The organism is Pseudomonas migulae NBRC 103157, assembly GCF_002091715.1.
GTDB classification, from domain to species: Bacteria; Pseudomonadota; Gammaproteobacteria; order Pseudomonadales; family Pseudomonadaceae; genus Aquipseudomonas; species Aquipseudomonas migulae_A.
The window spans coordinates 1-19251 of the sequence record NZ_BDAG01000049.1; the positions used below are offsets into that span (position 1 = coordinate 1).

The window sequence follows — 19251 nt, forward strand, 5'->3', positions numbered from 1 at the left end:
GCGCCCTGGGCCGCAGCAAGCAGGAAGTTGCACACAACCTGTTCGCCGGCGATTGCTCCGGCATGCGCAGCGAGGCCGGCTGGGTGCCGGAGCGCTCGTTGCCGGTGGCCGCGGTGCGCGGCGAACTGGCGCCGATTCCGGCAGAACTGGCGAATCAAAGCAGCCGTAACAACCAATTGCTGCTGGAAGCGGCGCTGCAAATTCGCGACGACATCGATCAAGCGATCCAGACTTACGGCCGCGACCGCATCGGCGTGATCCTCGGCACCAGCACCTCCGGCATCGATGAAGCCAGTCGCGGGCTGGCTCATTACATCCGCGAACATCAGTTCCCCGTCGAATACGACTATCAGCAACAGGAACTCGGTGCACCGGCGAATTTTCTCGCCGACTGGCTGCAACTGAGCGGCCCGGCCTATGTGATTTCCACCGCCTGCACCTCCAGCGCCCGAGCGTTGATGAGTGCCCAGCGCCTGCTGGACCTGGGCCTGTGCGACGCGGTGCTGTGCGGCGGCGTCGACACTTTGTGCAAACTGACCCTCAATGGGTTCTCGGCGCTGGAAGCGGTGTCCGAACAACGCTGCAACCCGTTTTCGGTGAACCGCCATGGCATCAACATCGGCGAAGCCGCGGCGCTGTTCCTGATGACTAAAATTGCTGGCGACAAACAGTCGATTGCCCTGTTGGGCAGTGGCGCCAGCTCTGATGCGCACCACATTTCCGCACCGGAGCCGACCGGCCGCGGCGCCCTGCAGGCGATGCGCAAAGCCTTGAGTCGGGCGAACCTGCAACCTGAACAGATCGGTTACCTGAACCTGCACGGCACCGCCACTCAACACAACGACGCCATGGAAAGCCTGGCGGTGTCGGCATTGTTCCCGGCCGGTGTACCCTGTTCGTCGACCAAACCGATGACCGGCCACACCCTCGGTGCAGCCGGCGCACTGGAAGCGGCGTTCTGCTGGTTGAGCCTGAGCGCTGACAATCCAAACCATGCGCTGCCGCCACACGTCTGGGACGGCCAACCCGACCCCGAACTGCCGGTCCTGAATTGGGTGACCCCGGCCAATCGCCTGGCGTCCATTGCACCTCGCTACCTGATGAGCAATTCCTTTGCCTTCGGGGGCAATAACGTCAGCCTGATTATCGGAGATGCCCCATGATTGACTGGCCGCTCGCCGAACTGCTGCCGCACGCTGGCGACATGATCCTCATCGATCAGATCCTGGCGTTCGATGACGAGCAGATCCACACCCGCCTTACCGTCAAGCCCGATGGTCTGTTCAGTCGTCCTGACGGCAGCCTGCCGGCGTGGGTCGGCATCGAATTGATGGCGCAGAGCGTGGCCGCCTACGCCGGTTGCCATGCGCGCCAGCGAGGCGATGCAGTGGCGTTGGGTTTCCTGCTCGGCACCCGTAAATTTGAATGCAACGTCGAACATTTTCCCGCCGGCACCGAGCTGACCATCCACGGGATGCGTTCGCTGGAAGACGACAACGGCATGGGCGTGTTCGAATGCCACATCAACGCCCCCGGCATTCACGCCACCGCTCGTCTGAACGTGTTTCGCCCGCCTCAGGCCGCTCAATACCTTAACGAACCCTCAGGAATCCAGTCATGACTGAATCCGTACTGGTCACCGGTTCCAGCCGTGGCATCGGCCGCGCTATTGCACTGCGTCTGGCTCAGGCCGGGCACGACATCGTGCTGCATTGCCGCAGCGGGCTGGCGGACGCTGAGGCCGTGAAAGTCGAAGTCGAAGCCTTGGGCCGCAACGCGCGCATCCTGCAATTCGATGTGTCCGACCGCGCCCGTTGCAAAGCCGTTCTCGAAGCCGACGTGGAAAGCCACGGCGCCTATTACGGCGTGGTGCTGAATGCCGGCCTGACACGCGACGGTGCTTTTCCAGCGCTGAGCGAGGATGATTGGGATGTGGTGATGCGCACCAACCTCGACGGTTTCTACAACGTGCTGCACCCGGTGATGATGCCGATGATCCGACGTCGCGCCGCCGGGCGAATCGTCTGTATCACGTCGGTTTCGGGGTTGATCGGCAATCGCGGGCAGGTCAATTACAGCGCCTCCAAGGCCGGTTTGATCGGCGCGGCGAAGGCGTTGGCGATCGAGCTGGGCAAGCGCAAAATCACCGTCAACTGTGTCGCACCCGGCTTGATCGACACAGCCATGCTCGACGAAAACGTACCCGTGGAAGAACTGATGAAAATGATTCCCGCACAACGCATGGGCACCCCGGAAGAGGTGGCCGGCGCGGTGAACTTCCTGATGTCGACGGAAGCGTCGTACATCACCCGGCAAGTGCTGGCCGTCAACGGAGGCCTGTGCTGATGAAGCGCGTCGTCGTCACCGGCATGGCCGGCATCACCTCATTGGGCAGCGATTGGAAAACCATCGCCGCCAACTTCGCGGCCAACCGCAGCGGCATCCGCCGGATGGACGAGTGGGATCGTTTTACCGAACTCAACACGCGCCTGGCCGGGCCCATCGATGACTTCAAGGTGCCGAACCACTGGACCCGCAAGCAACTGCGCAGCATGGGCCGGGTTTCGCGCCTGGCCGTCGGCGCGGCAGAACAGGCGCTGGCCGATGCGGGTTTGCTGGGTGACGAATCGATCAAGGACGGACGCATGGGCGTCGCGTGCGGCTCCTCCACGGGCAGCACCGACGAGATCAAGGCGTTCGGCAACATGCTGCTCAACTCCGTGGCCGAAGGCCTGAACGCCAACTCCTACGTGCGCATGATGCCGCACACCACGGCGGCGAACATCAGCATCTTCTTCGGCCTCACCGGCCGGCTGATCCCCACCTCAAGCGCCTGCACCAGCGGCAGTCAGGGCATCGGTTACGCCTACGAATCGATCAAGTTCGGCCGCCTGCCCTTGATGCTCGCTGGCGGAGCCGAAGAGCTGTGCCCCACCGAAGCCATGGTCTTCGACGCGCTCTACGCCACCAGCCTGAAAAACGACGCGCCGCAGACGTCGCCACGCCCCTACGACAGCGGTCGCGATGGCCTGGTGATCGGTGAAGGCGGCGGCATGCTGGTGCTTGAAGAACTGGAACATGCACTGGCTCGCGGCGCGCACATCCATGCTGAACTGGTCGGTTTCGGCAGCAACGCCGACGGCCAGCACACCACTCGCCCAGAGCAGGCCACCATGCGCCGGGCCATGGAACTGGCCCTCGAAGACGCCGGGTTGCAGCCGTCGGACATTGGCTACGTCAACGGTCACGGCACCGCGACCGAACAGGGCGACATCGCTGAAACGCTGGCCACCAGTTCGCTGTTCGGTGAGCACATGCCGATCAGTTCGCAGAAGAGTTTCCTCGGCCACACACTCGGCGCCTGCGGTGCTTTGGAGTCCTGGTTCAGCATCGAAATGATGAACAGCGATTTGTACGCGCACACCTTCAATCTTGATGAAGTTGATCCGCATTGCGGCAAGCTTGATTACCTGCGCGGCGAGTTTCGGCAGATGAGCAATCAGTATGTGATGAACAATAATTTTGCGTTTGGCGGGGTTAATACTTCGCTGATTTTTAAGCGCTGGTCGTGACGACGCAATCCTTGTAGGAGCCGGCTTGCTGGCGATAGCGGAGTGTCAGGCGACATCAATATTCATTGATCCACCGCCATCGCCAGCAAGCCGGCTCCTACAGGTTCAGGACATCACGACGATGGTTGCCCAGGATGGATCGAGGTTATCCAGCACACGGTTTACCGCCAGCTCCCCAAGCATGATCGACTGTTGAATTCCCGGCAGGGTGTGATTGTCGGTATCGGCGCCTTACGCACAGCTACCATCAAAGTGCAGGAATGAAATTGCCTGACTGTTCGGCATGCAAATGGACACGATAAAAAACCTGTAGGAGCCGGCTTGCTGGCGATAGCGGTGGATCAGTCGACATCAATGCCAACTGACAATCCGCCATCGCCAGCAAGCCGGCTCCTACAGGTTCGGGTCGTTCATGACTTGAGGGGTTCGACCTTACGCGTCAACAGCTCCACAAACGCCTTGGCCATGGGGGATTTCTGATCCTTGCGCTGTACCAGCCACACCGCCGAAACCGCCTCAGGATCGAGCAGCGGCCGATAGACCACACCATCTATCCGCATCCGCTGATAAGACGCCGGCAACACCGACACACCCAACCCCGCCGCCACCAAACCGATAATGGTCATGGCCTCACCCGCCTCTTGCGCGAAGTGCGGGCTGAAACCGGCGTCCCGCGCCAGGCTCAACAACTGAGCGTACAAGCCGCTGCCATAACTGCGTGGGAAAAACACAAACGGTTCGAGCGCCAACGCCGACAGAAACAATCCCGCTTCACTGTCCTGAACCAGCGGATGCTTGGAACTGAGCACCGCCACCAGCGGCTCGCGCATCAACTCCACCACGCTAAGCGAGTCCGGTAGCCCCAACGGCCGCATGATCCCGACCTCGATCGACTCGTCCACCAGCGCCTCGGCCACTTGGGTGCTGCTCATTTCGCGCAAGTTCAAATGCACCGCCGGAAAGCGCTGGCGAAACGAAAAAATTGCCTGGGGAATGGTCGAGTTGAACGGTGCCGACGAAGTGAAGCCAATCTTCAACTCCCCCAGCTCACCCAACTGCGCCCGCCGCGCCACATCCGCCGCTTTGTCGACCTGCGCCAACACCAACCGGGCTTCTTCCAGAAACAATCGCCCGGCCTCACTGAGCTCGACCCGACGATTGGTACGCTCGAACAATCGCGCACCGACTTCCTGCTCCAGCGCCTGAATCTGCTGGCTCAACGGCGGTTGCGAGATGCCCAGCACCTGAGCGGCGCGACCGAAGTGCAATTCTTCGGCGACGGCGATGAAGTAGCGCAGGTGACGCAATTCCATGAAAACTCCATTAGGTCGCAAAACCTCTTAAACAGGTCGAACAATATATTGGATTGAATCATTAGGCAGCTATATGCTTTTTTCATCGCCTGACCGGCTGCCTGCCCCGAGGTCTGAAGTGAAAACTGCTGTCGCCCCACTCGCCCACGAAGTTCCGCCCGCCGCGCTGGACGATGCCGTCGCCGAGCTCAAGGAAATCTACATCGAAAAAGGCACGCCGATGTTCATGCGTACGGTACTGGCCTTATTCTCCGGCGGCTTCGCGACCTTCGCGCTGCTGTACTGCGTGCAGCCGATGATGCCGCTGCTTTCCCACGAATATTCCATTAACGCAGCCCAGAGCAGTCTGATTCTTTCGGTGGCCACCGGCATGCTCGCCATCGGTTTGCTGATCACTGGCCCGATCTCCGACCGTGTCGGGCGCAAACCGGTGATGGTGGCGGCGCTGTTTGCCGCGGCGCTGTGCACCATCGCCAGTTCGATGATGCCGAGCTGGCACGGCGTGCTGGTGATGCGCGCGCTGATCGGGTTGTCGTTGAGCGGCCTGGCGGCGGTCGCCATGACGTACCTGAGTGAAGAGATCCATCCGCAACACATCGGCCTGGCAATGGGCCTGTACATCGGCGGCAACGCCATCGGCGGAATGTGCGGACGCTTGATTACCGGGGTGTTGATCGACTTCGTCAGCTGGCACACGGCGATGCTGGTGATCGGCAGCCTGGCGCTGATCGCGGCGGCGGTGTTCTGGAAGATCCTTCCCGAATCGCGCAACTTCCGCGCCCGCTCGCTGCACCCGCGCAGTCTGCTCGAAGGCTTCACCATGCACTTTCGCGACGCCGGTTTGCCGTTGTTGTTTCTCGAAGCCTTTGTGCTGATGGGCGCGTTCGTCACGCTGTTCAACTACATCGGTTATCGCCTGCTGGCCGACCCGTACCATATGGACCAGGCCTTCGTCGGGCTGCTCTCGGTGGTGTACCTGTCGGGCATCTACAGCTCGGCGAAAATCGGTGCATTGGCAGACAAGCTGGGCCGACGCCAGGTGCTCTGGGCCACTATCGTGCTGATGCTCGCCGGCCTGGCCCTGACGATGTTCACGCCACTGCCGCTGGTGATCATCGGCATGCTGATTTTCACCTTCGGTTTCTTCGGCGCGCATTCGGTGGCGAGCAGCTGGATCGGCCGCCGCGCCACCAAAGCCAAGGGGCAGGCATCGTCGCTGTATCTGTTCAGTTACTACGCCGGGTCGAGCATCGCCGGCACGGCGGGTGGGGTGTTCTGGCACTTGGGTGGATGGAACGGGATCGGGCTGTTTATCGGCGCGTTGCTGGTGGTGGCGTTGTTGATTGCGTTGAAGCTGGCGAAGTTGCCGCTGTTGCCCGGGGCTGCCCAGGTTTAAACCCGATCAAAAGCTGAAGTCGTACGCCGATCCCCTGTGGGAGATAGCCTGCTAGCTCTCACAGGGGGAATGCGTACGATCAAAGAGCCAGGCCGGCCCGAAGGCCGCCTCGCGTTGCTGTGGCGGTTGTCGCCCGCAAAGACCGCCAACCGCAACTACCTGAGCACCACCCGCGCCTCAAGCACCGCATCACGCTTTTCCAGCACCAGCGATTGCACCAAAGCCCCATCCCGCTCGGCACGATCCAGCCATTGCAGCAGCGTCTTCGCATCCCCGCTGAGGGTCAACCGCAACAGGTCGTTATCGGCATCCATCTGGTGCAGTTCGAGCCCCGCCGCTGCGGCGCTCTCGCTGATACGCAACGACAAGGGCTGATCAGCGACGACCGCACTGGTATTTCGGGGTTGCGCCCGTTGCAGCTGCGCAGCCAGGGCCAATTGCTGTTGATGCCGACGCTCGACGGCTTCCAGACGCTGACGGGTCGGTTGCCAGATCAGGCTGAACACCACGACCGCCAGCAAAAATGCGCCCACAGCCAGCAGCAGTCGTTGCTCTCGAATGGACAAGCGTTGCCAGACGGCCTTCATGTGTTGTCCTCCACGACCAGTGTCGCCTGCACGCGATTGCGCTCTTTGCTCGCACTGTCGACCCTGACCGGCACACCTTGCTGCCGCCCGCGCTCACGCAGTTGCTCAAGCTCGGCAAAACTGTTGGCGGTCAGCTGGACTTTCCAGCCGTCGCCTGCACGAAGCTCGATGCGCCGCACTTCGACATGACTCGCGCCGATGACCTGCTCGACCAGATCCACCAAACCGGTGATACGCGTCTTCTCCGGCTCGGCGGTCTGGCTCTGCAGCACCCGCAGTTGCGTCGCCAGATCCACGATGCGGCTCTGGTCAGGGTAAAGCGCCTTGAAGCGCTGCTCGTTCTGGCTGTAGAGCCGACGGGTTTCACCCTCGAGAAAATGGATTCGCGTTGCGCTGGCGCCCCAGGTCAACAGCAACAGCATCAGTAACGCCAAACCACCGATGTGCCAGGGCAGACGCTTGCTGCGCGGGGCGAAGGCTCCTTGCAGCAGGTTGATGGCCTGGGAGTGGCGAAGGCTCAGGCACTGGTCGACATCGACCGCGTCGTGACGCTCGTCGATCCACCGGATATCCGGGGGCAAGGCAGGTCTGAGCGAGGCCAGCCCGTCATCCGATACGGCCACGCGGGCCGGCATCCCGCCGCCGATCAGCCATCGACCGAACCATCGAACGACGACCGCCTCAGCCCCGGGCAATACATCGGCATCGACAAAGACGGATCGGACGCCAACATCCGACTCGGTCAACAGCGCGAGCACAGCGGCGAATCGCTCGCGACCGATCACCATCACCGGGTAGCACCTCTGCCGGTCGCGAGCGCCGATGCCAAGGTGCAATTTTTCCAGCGCGTCACTCAGTTGATCTTCTACGGCAAACGCGATGGCTTGCGCAGCGGGCTGACGCCTGGAAGGCCACGGATCGCTGCGCACCCAACTGCACATTTCCATGGGCAACAGCAGATCGACCGTTTGCCCGTTCAGTGCCTGTGCGACTTGTTTCAATGGCATGTGCTGACGTTGGCCGGTTGAAGACCAAAGGCAGCACGGCCAGTCGGGCGACGGCTCGGCAAGGCCCTCGGCGTTCAGGTAAAGCCAGGTGTTCATCGCGGCATCTCATGAGTACTCGAAGGAAGAAGACGTCGTTGCAGGATCTTGAAGTGGTGCGTGTCGGGATCTCGCTCGACATCAGTGGCCAGCAACAAACGGCTCTGCCCCTGAATGACCTGCACCGTGATCCGAAACCAACGGCTGCCGGTGCCCAGCCCATGACTGCTCAGGCCTGCGCCGGCGAGCAGCGGGTCCTGAGTAAAGGCCTGAACGCTCGCCCATGCAGTTGCCGACCGCTGCCGGACCAACGCCTCGGCGGTCGTCGCCTCCACGCCATCGAGTGCCCTCAATACCAGAGCCGGCGCGGTATTGATGTTCAGAGCGGCGTCTGCGGGAAGCACCGCGACCCAGGGTTCCAGTTGACGCAACAGCGGGCCGTCGACACCTGGAAGCAGGCGCAGCTGGTTCAGCTCCTGTAATGCACCGACCTGACTCAGTGGCAACGGCGCAAGATCGAGCAGCTCGAGCAAGCGCCCCCAACGATCAAGGGTGACCTGATCTATCTGGCCCTGAATCAACAGTGAATTGAGATTGAACCGCCCGGCGAGGTCTTCGATATCGACGCGCAACTGCGCGCCCTCGATGTCGAAGTCGGGCATCGTCCGCGCCCAGTCCTGGGTCAGATCGACGTTTTTTTGCGAAGCATTCGCGGCGTCCTGTAGCTGCAAAAGCGCCCAGGTTTCCCCGGCACTCGCGAGTTGCCGCAAGTGAATGTGATGCATCGATTTCCCGCTGCTTTGCAACGACAGCCGATGACTGCGCAGCAGGCCGCTGGTGATCAACAGCGCCAGACTCATCACCAGCAACACACTGATCAACGCGATGCCCCGTTGACGCCCGTTCATGGCAACGCGCCCGGCAACAGCAGCACCCGACGGATCGCCTCGAAACGGCCCACCGACACTTGCAGCTCCACGGCCATCGGTGCCCTCAGATCCTTTCCAGCCGGCCACTTGCTGCGCCATCCGGTTTGACGATCGAACAAGCGCCAGCTCAAGTCCCGAACATCGTCGAGCAGTTTTTGTCGCTGCATGATGGGCGTACCTTCACCCTGGCTTTCACGCCACAGCACTCCGTTGTCGAGTCGGTACGTCAGTGTCTGGCGCTCGCTGCGGGGCTGGTCCAGAGGATTGCGCCAGTGGCTGCGCTGCAATTGCAGCCCCGTTGGCTGGAGCACGACAGGCTGTTCGGTAACCTGCAACAAGTCCCGCTCAATCACCGCCACCGCCCGTTGCAGCCGTCGAAACTCCCGTTCGTGGGCCGTCGTGCCTTTCTGCGTGCGCACGACACCATCGAACAACCCCCAACTGGCCAGGCCGAGCAACGCGAATATCGCCATGGCGATCACCAGCTCCAGCAAGGTGAAACCGGATTGCCTATTCATGACGATCAGGTATCCAGCCAGTGGCGCGGTGCAAGGTTTGCTCGCGCCCGGAAAGGCTGACGTCAACGTCGACCTTGAGCAGTCGCGGGTCAGTCGATGCGCTGATGTGCTGGCGCAACAGCCAGTCGCGGCGATCCATGTGCACCACGCGTTGCTGTTGACCGAGGGCCAACCCGGGTTGCAGGCGCAATTCATTCAAATGGTTATCGGCCAGCCAGGCGGCGAAGAGTCGTTCCTCGACCGCGCCGGTCTGCTTCAACACGTATTGGCTCACCGACAGCACGGCCGCCGCCAGCGTCGCGAAGACCGCCAGGGCCACCATGATTTCCAGCAGCGTGAACCCACGCGTACGTGCCCGCGACAGCCCCCTATCCATCAATCACAGCCTCGCCCAGGCCATCGCTCGAAAGACTCAGGAGCGTGCTGTCCCGGGTCGCGAACGTCAGCGTGAAGGCGCTGGTCTCATCGCTGCTGAGCATCAGCAATTGCGGCGGTCCCTCATCGGCCCCCAGCATCAGGGAATGCCCATCCTGCTCAAGGTGTAGCCGCAGGGTTTCCGGCCACGTGTAAAACGCAGCCACCGGCTCCCAGCCTCGAGCATCGAGGCGCATCGCGCGGTAACCGCTGTCACTGAGCCGCAGGCCGTATTCCTCGCCATCCAGCACCGCCCGTTCACGCAGCTGTTGAATCAGACCTGCCATCCCGTGCGCTTCGTGCTGCGCCTGACGCAGCGGATTCGGGCCGACCACCAGACTCACCATGCACAGCAGCACGCCGATCACAACGATCACGATCATCAACTCGAGCAAGGTAAACCCGCGGCAACGCTGGCGCATGAATCAGTTGCCCCAATTGCCGATATCGGTCGCATGCCCTTCGCCGCCCACCACGCCATCGGAACCCAGGGAATACAAGTCGTAGCTGCCGTCGATGGATTGCACACCAGGATTGAGAAACTGATAGGGCGTGCCCCACGGGTCGACCGGCAGGTTTTTCAGGTAACCCTGAGGGTTCCAGTTCCTCGCCGCCGGCATGCCCGAAGGTCGTTTGCTCAAGGCTTCCAGCCCTTGCTGCGTCGAGGGGTAGTGGAAATTGTCGAGGCGGTACATTTCCAGGGCGGTGGCGATCGCCTGGATATCGATTTTTGCCGCGGTGACCTTGGCCTGGTCGGGGCGGCTCATGAACTGCGGCACCACGATGGCCCCCAGCACGCCGATGATCACGACCACCACCATGATTTCGATCAGGGTAAAACCGCGTTGCCCGCGGCGTGAGTTACTGCGTAAAGGTTGCATGGGTCAATTCACCAATTGGTTGAGGCTGAGAATCGGTAGAAGGATGGCCATGACGATCAGCAGCACGACGCCGCCCATCAGCACCAGCATGGCCGGTTCGAAGAGGCTCACGACCAGCGCGATGCGCGCCGCCAGGCTGTTTTCCTGTTGCTCGGCGGCCCGTACCAGCATGTGATCGAGTTCGCCTGCGCGTTCGCCGCTGGCGATCATGTGCAGCATCATTGGCGGGATGTCACCGCTGAGTTCCAGGCCCCGGGTCAGGGTTCCGCCTTCGCGTACGGAGCGGGCGACATCGACCATGCGTGCACGAATGGTCAGATTGCCGATGACAGCGGCAGCGATTTCCAGCGCATCCACCAGCGGCACGGCACTTTTGCCGAGGATCGCCAGAGTGCTGGCAAACCGTGCGGCTTCCATCGCCCGCAACACCTCGCCGGCTACCGGCAGTTTCAACGCCAGGCGATGCCAGCGCAGGCGCCAGAGCGGCTGACGCAAACTCCAGCGCCAGACACCGATCAACGTCGCCAGCACGCCCATCAATGCCAGGAAATGGTTGCGCAGACCGTCGCTCAAACCGATCAGCGCTTGAGTCAGCCAAGGCAGCGGCTGGCCGCTGTCGACGAAAATTTTCACCACGTCCGGCACCACGTAACCGAGCAGGAAACCCACGATCGCCACGCTGGCCAGCATCAGGATCATCGGGTAGACCAAGGCCATCTGGATTTTCTGCCGCGAGGCCTGACGCGCCTGGGTGTACGCCGCCAGTTGCTCCAGCACATGACCCAAGTGCCCGGAACGCTCACCGGCCGCGACGGTGGCGCGAAACAACTCGGGGAACGCCTTGGGAAACAGCCCCAGCGCGGTTGAAAGAGCATGCCCTTCCATCACCCGGCTGCGGACTGCCGACAACAGCCCGGCAACCTTGCGCCTGGCACTTTGTTTGGTCACCGCTTCCAGTGCTTCTTCCAAAGGCAGACCGGCCTGAACCAACGTGGATAACTGCAGCGTCATCAGCGCCAGTTCAGCCGCCCCCAAACGTCCGCTGCGGGGTTGCGCACCGGCGGGACCGCCCGTGCTGACCTCATTCAATTCACGCGGCCACAAACCACGCTCGCGCATCAGTTGTCGGGCATGACGGGGGCTGTCGGCTTCCAGTCGGCCCTTGCAGCGTCGGCCCTGGGCATCGTCAGCGCGGTAATCGAATGTCGGCACGCGCTAGTCCTCCTGGGTCACGCGCAGTAACTCGTCGAGGCTGGTCACGCCGGCGAGTACCCTTTGCCGACCGTCCTGAAACAGGCTGCGGGAGACCTTGCGCGTCTCATCGATCAACGCCTGCTCAGTGGCGCCTTGATGAATCAGCGCCGACACGGCCGGCGTGACGCTGATCAGTTCGTAGATTCCAATCCGCCCTCGATAACCGTGCTGGCACTGCTCACACCCCACCGCACTGAACAGCAGCGGTGGCGCCGCCGCATCAAGCCCGAGACGCTGACACATGGCCGCATCGGCGCGAAACGACGCCTTGCAATGCGGGCACAACGTACGCAGTAAGCGCTGGGCCAGAATGCCCACCAGCGACGACGCCAGCAGGTAGGCATCAACCCCCATGTCCACCAGCCGCGTCACCGCGCCCACCGCGCTGTTGGTGTGCAACGTCGAGAGCACCAAGTGACCGGTCAGCGAGGCCTGGACGGCGATTTCTGCCGTTTCGCGATCACGGATTTCGCCGACCATCACCACGTCCGGATCCTGACGCAGAATCGCCCGCAAGCCTCGGGCGAAGGTCATGTCCACTTTCGGATTGACCGGCATCTGCCCCACACCCGACAGGTGATATTCGATGGGGTCTTCGACCGTGAGAATGTTGCGTGTCTGATCGTTCAGGCTGCTCAACGCGGCATACAGACTGGTGGTCTTGCCGGAGCCGGTGGGCCCGGTTACCAGCAGAATGCCGTGAGGTTTGCCAAGCAACTGGCGCAACGCCGCGAGGGTGTCGGCAGGCATGCCGAGTCGCTGCAAATCGAGGCGCCCGGCCTGTTTGTCGAGCAACCGCAGCACCACCCGTTCACCGTGCGCCGACGGCAACGTCGAGACCCGCACATCGACTTCGTGCCCGGCCAGTCGCAGGGCCATTCGACCGTCCTGCGGGATACGTTTTTCAGCAATGTCCAGACGCGTCATGACCTTGATCCGCGACACCAGCAACGTCGCCAGTTCACGCCGGGGCCTGAGCATTTCGCGCAATTGCCCGTCGACCCGCATGCGCACCGACAGCGAGTGTTCGAAGGTTTCCAGGTGCACGTCCGAGGCATGCTCGCGCACGGCTTCGCTGAGCAGGGCATTGATCAGCCGGATGATCGGCGCGTCGCCCTGCTGCTCCAACAAGTCGGCAGTCTGCGGAACTTGATCGACCAGGCTGAGCAGATCCAGTTCGTCGTCCAGCCCCTGGGCCACCTGCTCTGCCGCGCTCTGACCTTCTCGGTAAGCGGCGGCCAGACGCATGGCAAACGCATCGGCATCCAGCACCAGGATCGGCAGGTTCCGTCCACACACCCGACGCGCTTCCGACAGCGCTGTCAGCGGCGTATCGGCCCGCAGCACAAGACTCAAGTCGGGCCCCTCGCACGCCAGCAGAACACCGAAACGCCGAGCGAAACCGAAAGGCAACTGTTCGATTTTTTCGCTCATGGCGTAACCGGGGTTTGCTTGCGTAAATCAAACACGGGCGCATCGATCGCCGGGTCGAACAACTGACGCGATTCTGCCGGCAGCAACAACGAGTTGTTCCCGTGCGCGCCCGGCTGGCTCAGCTTGCGCAGCGCGTTGTAACGCTGCTGGCTCACGTCGGCCAGATCTTCCTTGCTGCGCACGATGGTGGGCCGCAAAAAGACCATCAGATTGCTTTTGGTTTGCGTGTCCCGGGTCCAGCGAAACAGTGCGCCCAAGTAAGGAATATTGCGCAGCAGCGGCACGCCGCTTTGCTGGGTTCGAACGCTGTCGCGGATCAAGCCGCCGATCACGATGATCTCGCCATCGTCGGCGAGAATGGTGCTTTTGAGTGCACGCTTGTTGGTGATCAGGTCGGAAGAATCGATACCGGACACCGACGGTGCAATGTCCGAAACCTCCTGCTCTACCTCCAGGCGCAACGTCGAACCTTCGTTGATGTACGGCTTGATTTTCAGGCTGATGCCGACGTCCTTGCGCTCGACGGTGGTAAACGGATTGTCCGCACCGTTGCTGTTGGTGGCATAGGAGCCCGTCTTGAACGGCACGTTTTGACCGACGATGATTTCCGCTTCCTGATTGTCCAGGGTCAGCAGACTCGGTGTGGAAAGCAGATTGCTGTGGGTGTTGCTGGCCAACGCCGAAATCAACGCACCAAAGCGGTCATTGCCCAGTTGCAGGAGCGCGCCTTCCGGGGCCGACTTTTTTTCGTCGAAGGTCAGCCCGCCAATGATCGGAATGTCAGTGCCGGGGAAGTTGATAAAGCCCTTCGCGTCGCCGCTGCTGATGCCCCACTGGACGCCGACGGCTTCGGCGATGTCTCCGGAGATTTCGACGATGGCGGCATGGATCAGCACTTGGGCCCGGGGCTGGTCTAACTGGCGCACGATGTTTTCGATGGTGCGGATTTGCGCGGGCTCGGCGATCAGCACCAGCGCATTCTGGCTCTCGTCGGCCTTGACCATGAACGTCGCGCCGGACGAGTTATCCTTCACGCCGCCCAAGGTTGATGCCTGTTTTCGGGCCTGCCCCATGGTTTCGAGCACTTCGGCCAACTGCTTGGCATCGCTGTGGCGCAGGCGAATGACCCGGGCATTGTCGAGGGATGCGGTGGCGGGCGTATCGAGACTGCGTGCGAGGTCGATCAGGCGCTGGCGCACCGACGGTGGACCAATGAGGATCAGTCGATTGGTTCTGGTGTCGGCAAGCACTTGGATCGGCGTATCTGCGTTGCGCTTGCCCAGCGAAGACTCAATGATCGTCATCACGTCGGCGGCTTGGGCGTGATGCATCTGCACCACGGCATGCAGGTTGTTCTGCCCCGAATCCAGCTGACCCACGACCTTGGCAATGCGCTCCACATTGGCCGCCGTATCGGTGACGACCAGCGCATTGGCCGACACCGATGGGCCGACGTAACCATTGACCGACACCAACGGCCGGACCAGCCCGGCAATATCGGAGGCACTGCTGGTGTTCAGTTCGATGACCCGAGTGACGAACTGCGACGCCGTGGCGTTTTTTGCAGTGCCTTGGCCTGCACGGGTTTTCGCCTCGGTGACTGGCGTGATCAGAATGCGGTCACCTTCGTCGATCACCGTAAAGTTATGGGCATCGAGCACCGAATAAAACAACCGGCGAACGCCCTCGCGGTCGAGGGCCTGGCGGGACATGACGGTGATGCGCCCGGACACTCTGGGGTCGAGCACCACCGTGGTCCCGAGAATGGTCGAGATTTCTTCAACGATGTCGCGCAACTCGGCATTGTTCATCGCCAGTTGCCATTTTTCTTCATCGGCTTGCAACGTGTCGTGAAAGAGCGTCGTCGCCAAAGCGGCCAGAAAAAGAAGGGTGCGCAGGGGATGCGCGCCGATGAAGCTGTTCATGGGTGTGATCACTCTGGCGGCCCGGAAAGAGGGCGTAGAAAACGCGTAGCACTGACGGGTGTCTGTGGCTGGGATGCTGAGTCGAGTTGACGCAGGAAACCCGCGGAAGAGGTCTGCAACGTCAGCACCTCTTCTCGACCCTTGTTCCACAACACCGCTTGATTGACCTCGACACGACGCAGGACGCTGCCACCCGGCAACTGATCCCCCACCTGGTAAATCCGCGCACCTTGAGCGTCCGCCAGTAACGCTCTGGACAACCCGGTGCCGAGGACAAAACTCGCCTGCAAGGTCAGCAGCTCGGCACTGGGCAGCAATGTGGTTTCAGTCGCCAGACCGAGCACCGTTGCAATCGCTGTGGTATCGAGGGGCGCACGGGACGGTGGCGTCGGCACGGTCGCAGCGAACGACAACGGCGAGGCAAGGCTTTTGCGAAAGCCCCATTCCTGCCACACCAAAAATGCGGCGTAACCGACGGATAAAACCAACAGGCAGAGTGTGTTCAGGCGCCTGTTCACTCGGGCCGTTCACTTCGAACAATGCTGCACAATGACATTCGCCGCAGCACTCGGTGGCCGCACAGCTCATGGACAACGACCGCGCCGACATGCAGCACGATGAGCAATGAAAGGACGACACAGGCCCAAACATGAATGACGAGAAAGCGGGAGATGAGCTCAGGATCGCTCAGAGGCTGAGTTATTTCGACCAGGCCGAACACGTCGATCGGGCGATCCATCATCAAGACGCCGGTGACCAGCACGATACTGACGATGAGATAGATCAGCGTGTGCGCGAATAGTCCGAGTTTTTCCATGAAGCTAAAGGCCCTCACGCTGATATGCCGGGCATGAGAGGCGAAAATGAATAAGCGCCAGACGAAAAACGGTATGAACACCGTGGTCAGCGACACATTGAGAAAAGCGACCCATTGCGCCAGCTGTGGGGACACGTCGACGCAGGCCACAAAAAAACCGGAAATCAGGGTCCAGACGATGACTGCCGCCGATAACCAGTGCAGCCATACGCGTTGGGTGGAATAACCCAAAACCGTCATTTTTAAACTCGATTTTCAACAAGAGAATGAACCTTCAGGCGATCCATTCGCGGATCGCCTGAAGTGTTACGGCGGGCTTAAAGCTTGTTCCACGCCATATGCCAGTGCGCACCGACGCCAGGTTCAAAACCATTGGCGTTCGGGGTGTATTGCTTGCAGTAGCCCGACTCGGGGAATGGCTTGCATTCGAAGACTTCATTGGTCTTCGGCTGCAGCACTTTGGTCCCGGCGGTGTACTCGCTGAGGCCTTCGGGGAACACGAAGTCATGCTCGACGCCAGCGCCTTCACCGGTCATGTTGGTCGGCTGGGTGTCCTGGCGAGTAGTACGGCCATCCAGGGTAGTGCCGACCAGTGTCAGCGTGTGTTTGCCGGGATTACTGCGAACATCCATACCCAGCCAGGTCGGACCGCTTTCCACCTGTTTCGTCACGGAGCCGACCGGCTTGTTGTTCTCGTCGAACAAGGTCGCTTCGACGTTCATCGGGCGATTCGAGATCATGCTGAAGTCGACTTTAGCCTGGCCTTTTTCCAATACGTATTCAGCTTGCTGAGAAGCTACCGACATCCGTGCTGCGGCGTCTTCCTTCATGTCCAGCTGAACTTCGTAACGGGTTACGCCGCTTTCTTTTTGGGCGTAGAGGGTGTTGTTGCCCCGGACCGGTTCGATGTTGCCGCTCTCATCACGAATACCGGCGCGGATGAGTGTGTGAGTGGTGTTGATTTTTTCTGCCAGTTTGAACGCCCAGTTGTTTGGCGAGCCTTCTTCGGCAGTGGCGATGGTGATTTCAACGTCGTAATCCGGGCTGACACCGTTGGCAGAGAATGCACGGGCCTTGACCTTGTCACCGGTCAGCAACGACGTCGACGGCGCGATACCGCCAACGGAAGTCCAGCCACCCGGCAATTCTGCTTCCGCAATAATGTTCACATCGGCCGCGTTGTAAAACGCTGCGTCGGTATCGCCGACGGTCCAGATCGCCAGAATCACATGCTGGCCGGATTTGTCTGCCGGGATGGTGCAGTTGTGCTTGTCACCAGACTCAGGCTTCTGATTGGCGCCATCTTTGGTGCAAAACGGGGTGCTTTCGAAGGTGGCACGTTTCAGCGACTCGTTCGGGTTCCAGCCGTTGCGAGTGATGAAGTACTCGTGCTTGGTTGCCGGGTGAACCGCGGTGTAGCGCCATTGGAAATCGATGGTGCGATCCTTGATTTCTGTCAGGTGCCAACGGGTGGCGGACTGGGCATCCATCGCGGAGAACGATGGATGACCGCCACTCGGAATCTTGCCGTCGATCGGCCCTTGCAAAGGAGCACCGCCAACACCGGCCGGGAAACCTTTGAAGGTTTCACCAACACTTTGAGGTTCGTATTGCGCGCCGCCACAGTTGGTGTTCAAGCCTTTCTGGCAAAGCAATGCCCGTGAAGGTGGTACTTCAAGATAGCCATGGGCTGAAACAGTTTGAGACGCCAACATTGCCGATAACAGGATCATTGGAGAGGCGCATGCAGTGAATGCACCTCCCTTGTAGAACGTTTTTTTCATGATTGTGTTCCAGACTACTTATCGAAAAATAAGGCGCCTTGTGGGCGCCGCTGTTCGTAATTCCATTCGGTGTGCGGCACCGAACGAAGGTCTGAAACCTTACTGGGATGAGCGCGAGTTCTATGTAGGACAAGTCGCCGATTACATGGGGATTAATCTCTCTCTTCGCTTATCTGACAAAGAGAGAAAACATTCTTACAAGCAGAAACGGATTAGGCTGGCATACGTTTTTCAGGCAAAAAAAAGCCTGCCCGGCATTGACCGGACAGGCTGGATGGAACCTTGAAATGTTTACTCGTGATACTGCGCCGACAGCTCATGCACCGCGCGCAGGAACGCGCCCGCATGCTCCGGATCGACTTCCGGCGTAATGCCATGACCGAGGTTGAATACGTGCCCGCTGCCCTTGCCATAGCTGGCGAGGATCCGTCCGACTTCGGTGCGTATGGCTTCCGGTTTGGCGTAGAGCACGGTCGGGTCCATGTTGCCTTGCAAGGCAACTTTGTCGCCAACGCGAGCCCGGGCATTGCCGATATCGCACGTCCAGTCCAGGCCCAGGGCATCAGCACCCGCGTCGGCAATGCTTTCCAGCCACAGACCGCCGTTCTTGGTGAACAGAATGACCGGAACCTTGCGGCCTTCGTGCTCGCGGATCAGGCCGCTGACGATTTTGCGCATGTAGGCCAGTGAGAACTCCTGATACGCCGCTGCCGACAGGTTGCCGCCCCACGTGTCGAAGATCTGCACCGCTTGCGCACCGGCCATGATCTGGCCGTTGAGATAAGAAGTGACCGACTGCGCCAGCTTGTCCAGCAGCAGGTGCATGGCTTGCGGGTTGTCGTAGAGCATGGCTTTGGTCTTGCGGAAGTCTTTCGACGAACCGCCTTCGACCATGTAGGTGGCCAGCGTCCAGGGGCTGCCGGAGAAGCCGATCAGCGGCACGCGGCCGTTCAGTTCGCGGCGGATGGTGCTGACCGCGTCCATCACGTAACCGAGGTCTTTGTGCGGATCAGGAATCGGCAGGGCTTCGATGTCGGCCATCGTACTGACGACTTTCTTGAAGCGCGGGCCTTCACCGGTTTCGAAGTACAGGCCCTGGCCCATGGCATCGGGGATGGTCAGGATGTCCGAGAAGAGGATTGCCGCGTCCAGTTGCGGGTAGCGGTCGAGCGGTTGCATCGTGACTTCGCAAGCGAACGCCGGGTTCATGCACAGGCTCATGAAGTCGCCGGCCTTGGCACGGCTGGCGCGGTATTCCGGCAGGTAGCGACCGGCCTGACGCATCATCCACACAGGGGTGACGTCTACGGGTTGCTTGAGCAGGGCGCGAAGGAAACGGTCGTTCTTCAGGGCAGTCATGTCGGCATCCGGAAAAAAAGTGCGG

21 protein-coding genes are annotated in these 19251 nt (G+C 60.9%); 6 read left to right on the plus strand and 15 right to left on the minus strand.

Features of this window, described 5'->3' with window-relative positions:
• The 4 genes from PMI01S_RS26950 to PMI01S_RS26965 form a co-directional block, all read left to right on the plus strand.
• Window positions 1–1163, plus strand: a 1163-nt coding sequence (locus tag PMI01S_RS26950; protein WP_139811122.1) for a beta-ketoacyl-[acyl-carrier-protein] synthase family protein, incomplete at its 5' end; no start/stop codon positions are given.
• Window positions 1160–1621 (plus strand): hotdog family protein, encoded by a 462-nt coding sequence (locus PMI01S_RS26955; RefSeq protein ID WP_084323129.1) that lies wholly within the window; start codon window positions 1160–1162, stop codon window positions 1619–1621. The genes PMI01S_RS26950 and PMI01S_RS26955, both read left to right, overlap by 4 nt.
• Complete coding sequence (gene fabG, locus PMI01S_RS26960; RefSeq protein WP_084323130.1) at window positions 1618–2346, plus strand: 3-oxoacyl-ACP reductase FabG; 729 nt, start codon at window positions 1618–1620, stop codon at window positions 2344–2346. Before PMI01S_RS26955 ends, fabG begins: the two co-directional genes overlap by 4 nt.
• A complete protein-coding gene (locus tag PMI01S_RS26965) occupies window positions 2346–3572 on the plus strand; it encodes a beta-ketoacyl-ACP synthase (protein WP_084323131.1) in 1227 nt (408 codons plus the stop codon). Before fabG ends, PMI01S_RS26965 begins: the two co-directional genes overlap by 1 nt.
• Window positions 3573–3982: 410 nt before the next feature.
• Here PMI01S_RS26965 and PMI01S_RS26970 read toward each other — a convergent pair whose 3' ends face one another.
• Entirely contained in the window at window positions 3983–4885 is a 903-nt protein-coding gene (locus PMI01S_RS26970) for a LysR family transcriptional regulator (protein WP_084323132.1), read from the minus strand.
• Window positions 4886–5003: 118 nt separating this feature from the next.
• Here PMI01S_RS26970 and PMI01S_RS26975 point away from each other — a divergent pair, with 118 nt between their 5' ends.
• Entirely contained in the window at window positions 5004–6281 is a 1278-nt protein-coding gene (locus PMI01S_RS26975) for an MFS transporter (RefSeq protein ID WP_084323133.1), read from the plus strand.
• 155 nt (window positions 6282–6436) lie between these two features.
• Here PMI01S_RS26975 and PMI01S_RS26980 read toward each other — a convergent pair whose 3' ends face one another.
• From PMI01S_RS26980 to gbpA, 13 genes are all read right to left on the minus strand, one after another.
• Window positions 6437–6868 (minus strand): type II secretion system protein M, encoded by a 432-nt coding sequence (locus PMI01S_RS26980; protein WP_084323134.1) that lies wholly within the window; start codon window positions 6866–6868, stop codon window positions 6437–6439.
• Complete coding sequence (gspL, locus tag PMI01S_RS26985; protein WP_084323135.1) at window positions 6865–7971, minus strand: type II secretion system protein GspL; 1107 nt, start codon at window positions 7969–7971, stop codon at window positions 6865–6867. The genes PMI01S_RS26980 and gspL overlap by 4 nt, the downstream gene beginning before the upstream one ends.
• Entirely contained in the window at window positions 7968–8819 is an 852-nt protein-coding gene (locus PMI01S_RS26990) for a type II secretion system protein GspK (RefSeq protein ID WP_084323136.1), read from the minus strand. The genes gspL and PMI01S_RS26990 overlap by 4 nt, the downstream gene beginning before the upstream one ends.
• Complete coding sequence (locus tag PMI01S_RS26995) at window positions 8816–9358, minus strand: type II secretion system protein GspJ (protein WP_084323137.1); 543 nt, start codon at window positions 9356–9358, stop codon at window positions 8816–8818. Before PMI01S_RS26995 ends, PMI01S_RS26990 begins: the two co-directional genes overlap by 4 nt.
• Window positions 9351–9734 carry a type II secretion system minor pseudopilin GspI gene (gene gspI, locus PMI01S_RS27000; protein ID WP_084323138.1) on the minus strand — a complete coding sequence of 128 codons (384 nt, stop codon included), beginning with the start codon at window positions 9732–9734 and terminating at the stop codon, window positions 9351–9353. Before gspI ends, PMI01S_RS26995 begins: the two co-directional genes overlap by 8 nt.
• On the minus strand, window positions 9727–10194 hold the full coding sequence (gene gspH / locus PMI01S_RS27005) for a type II secretion system minor pseudopilin GspH (RefSeq protein WP_084323139.1): 468 nt from the start codon (window positions 10192–10194) through the stop codon (window positions 9727–9729). The genes gspI and gspH overlap by 8 nt, the downstream gene beginning before the upstream one ends.
• A gap of 3 nt (window positions 10195–10197) precedes the next feature.
• Window positions 10198–10653: a type II secretion system major pseudopilin GspG gene (gene gspG / locus PMI01S_RS27010; RefSeq protein WP_084323140.1), complete on the minus strand. Its 456-nt coding sequence runs from the start codon at window positions 10651–10653 to the stop codon at window positions 10198–10200.
• A 3-nt stretch (window positions 10654–10656) separates the two neighbouring features.
• Window positions 10657–11865, minus strand: a complete 1209-nt coding sequence (gspF, locus tag PMI01S_RS27015; protein WP_084323141.1) for a type II secretion system inner membrane protein GspF — start codon at window positions 11863–11865, stop codon at window positions 10657–10659.
• 3 nt (window positions 11866–11868) lie between these two features.
• Window positions 11869–13341 (minus strand): type II secretion system ATPase GspE, encoded by a 1473-nt coding sequence (gene gspE, locus PMI01S_RS27020; RefSeq protein WP_084323142.1) that lies wholly within the window; start codon window positions 13339–13341, stop codon window positions 11869–11871.
• Window positions 13338–15266, minus strand: a complete 1929-nt coding sequence (gene gspD / locus PMI01S_RS27025) for a type II secretion system secretin GspD (RefSeq protein WP_084323143.1) — start codon at window positions 15264–15266, stop codon at window positions 13338–13340. Before gspD ends, gspE begins: the two co-directional genes overlap by 4 nt.
• Before the next feature lie 8 nt (window positions 15267–15274).
• Window positions 15275–15784 carry a hypothetical protein gene (locus PMI01S_RS27030; RefSeq protein WP_084323144.1) on the minus strand — a complete coding sequence of 170 codons (510 nt, stop codon included), beginning with the start codon at window positions 15782–15784 and terminating at the stop codon, window positions 15275–15277.
• Window positions 15781–16323, minus strand: a complete 543-nt coding sequence (locus tag PMI01S_RS27035; RefSeq protein WP_084323145.1) for a cytochrome b — start codon at window positions 16321–16323, stop codon at window positions 15781–15783. The genes PMI01S_RS27030 and PMI01S_RS27035 overlap by 4 nt, the downstream gene beginning before the upstream one ends.
• A 77-nt stretch (window positions 16324–16400) precedes the next feature.
• On the minus strand, window positions 16401–17867 hold the full coding sequence (gbpA, locus tag PMI01S_RS27040; RefSeq protein WP_084323146.1) for an N-acetylglucosamine-binding protein GbpA: 1467 nt from the start codon (window positions 17865–17867) through the stop codon (window positions 16401–16403).
• Between gbpA and PMI01S_RS31780 the strand changes: the two genes are divergently transcribed.
• Window positions 17866–18153, plus strand: coding sequence for a hypothetical protein (locus PMI01S_RS31780; protein ID WP_084323147.1), 288 nt, complete (start codon window positions 17866–17868; stop codon window positions 18151–18153). The two genes, gbpA and PMI01S_RS31780, sit on opposite strands and share 2 nt — an antisense overlap.
• 5 nt (window positions 18154–18158) lie before the next feature.
• Here PMI01S_RS31780 and hemE read toward each other — a convergent pair whose 3' ends face one another.
• The gene (gene hemE, locus PMI01S_RS27050) at window positions 18159–19226 is read right to left on the minus strand and encodes a uroporphyrinogen decarboxylase (RefSeq protein WP_008025187.1); all 1068 of its coding nucleotides are present in this window, start codon (window positions 19224–19226) and stop codon (window positions 18159–18161) included.
• Window positions 19227–19251 lie beyond the last annotated feature (25 nt).

Excerpts from the sequence above, each read along its gene's own strand:
- gspI (WP_084323138.1), bottom strand. The coding sequence starts at position 9,734 with ATGGATAGGGGGCTGTCGCGGGCACGTACGCGTGGGTTCACGCTGCTG.
- gspH (WP_084323139.1), bottom strand. The coding sequence starts at position 10,194 with ATGCGCCAGCGTTGCCGCGGGTTTACCTTGCTCGAGTTGATGATCGTG.
- gbpA (WP_084323146.1), bottom strand. The coding sequence starts at position 17,867 with ATGAAAAAAACGTTCTACAAGGGAGGTGCATTCACTGCATGCGCCTCT.
- PMI01S_RS26965 (WP_084323131.1), top strand. The coding sequence starts at position 2,346 with ATGAAGCGCGTCGTCGTCACCGGCATGGCCGGCATCACCTCATTGGGC.
- gspE (WP_084323142.1), bottom strand. The coding sequence starts at position 13,341 with ATGAGCGAAAAAATCGAACAGTTGCCTTTCGGTTTCGCTCGGCGTTTC.
- PMI01S_RS26995 (WP_084323137.1), bottom strand. The coding sequence starts at position 9,358 with ATGAATAGGCAATCCGGTTTCACCTTGCTGGAGCTGGTGATCGCCATG.
- hemE (WP_008025187.1), bottom strand. The coding sequence starts at position 19,226 with ATGACTGCCCTGAAGAACGACCGTTTCCTTCGCGCCCTGCTCAAGCAA.
- gspG (WP_084323140.1), bottom strand. The coding sequence starts at position 10,653 with ATGCAACCTTTACGCAGTAACTCACGCCGCGGGCAACGCGGTTTTACC.
- PMI01S_RS27035 (WP_084323145.1), bottom strand. The coding sequence starts at position 16,323 with ATGACGGTTTTGGGTTATTCCACCCAACGCGTATGGCTGCACTGGTTA.
- PMI01S_RS26980 (WP_084323134.1), bottom strand. The coding sequence starts at position 6,868 with ATGAAGGCCGTCTGGCAACGCTTGTCCATTCGAGAGCAACGACTGCTG.
- PMI01S_RS26955 (WP_084323129.1), top strand. The coding sequence starts at position 1,160 with ATGATTGACTGGCCGCTCGCCGAACTGCTGCCGCACGCTGGCGACATG.
- PMI01S_RS26990 (WP_084323136.1), bottom strand. The coding sequence starts at position 8,819 with ATGAACGGGCGTCAACGGGGCATCGCGTTGATCAGTGTGTTGCTGGTG.
- gspL (WP_084323135.1), bottom strand. The coding sequence starts at position 7,971 with ATGAACACCTGGCTTTACCTGAACGCCGAGGGCCTTGCCGAGCCGTCG.
- PMI01S_RS26970 (WP_084323132.1), bottom strand. The coding sequence starts at position 4,885 with ATGGAATTGCGTCACCTGCGCTACTTCATCGCCGTCGCCGAAGAATTG.
- gspD (WP_084323143.1), bottom strand. The coding sequence starts at position 15,266 with ATGAACAGCTTCATCGGCGCGCATCCCCTGCGCACCCTTCTTTTTCTG.
- fabG (WP_084323130.1), top strand. The coding sequence starts at position 1,618 with ATGACTGAATCCGTACTGGTCACCGGTTCCAGCCGTGGCATCGGCCGC.
- PMI01S_RS31780 (WP_084323147.1), top strand. The coding sequence starts at position 17,866 with ATGATTGTGTTCCAGACTACTTATCGAAAAATAAGGCGCCTTGTGGGC.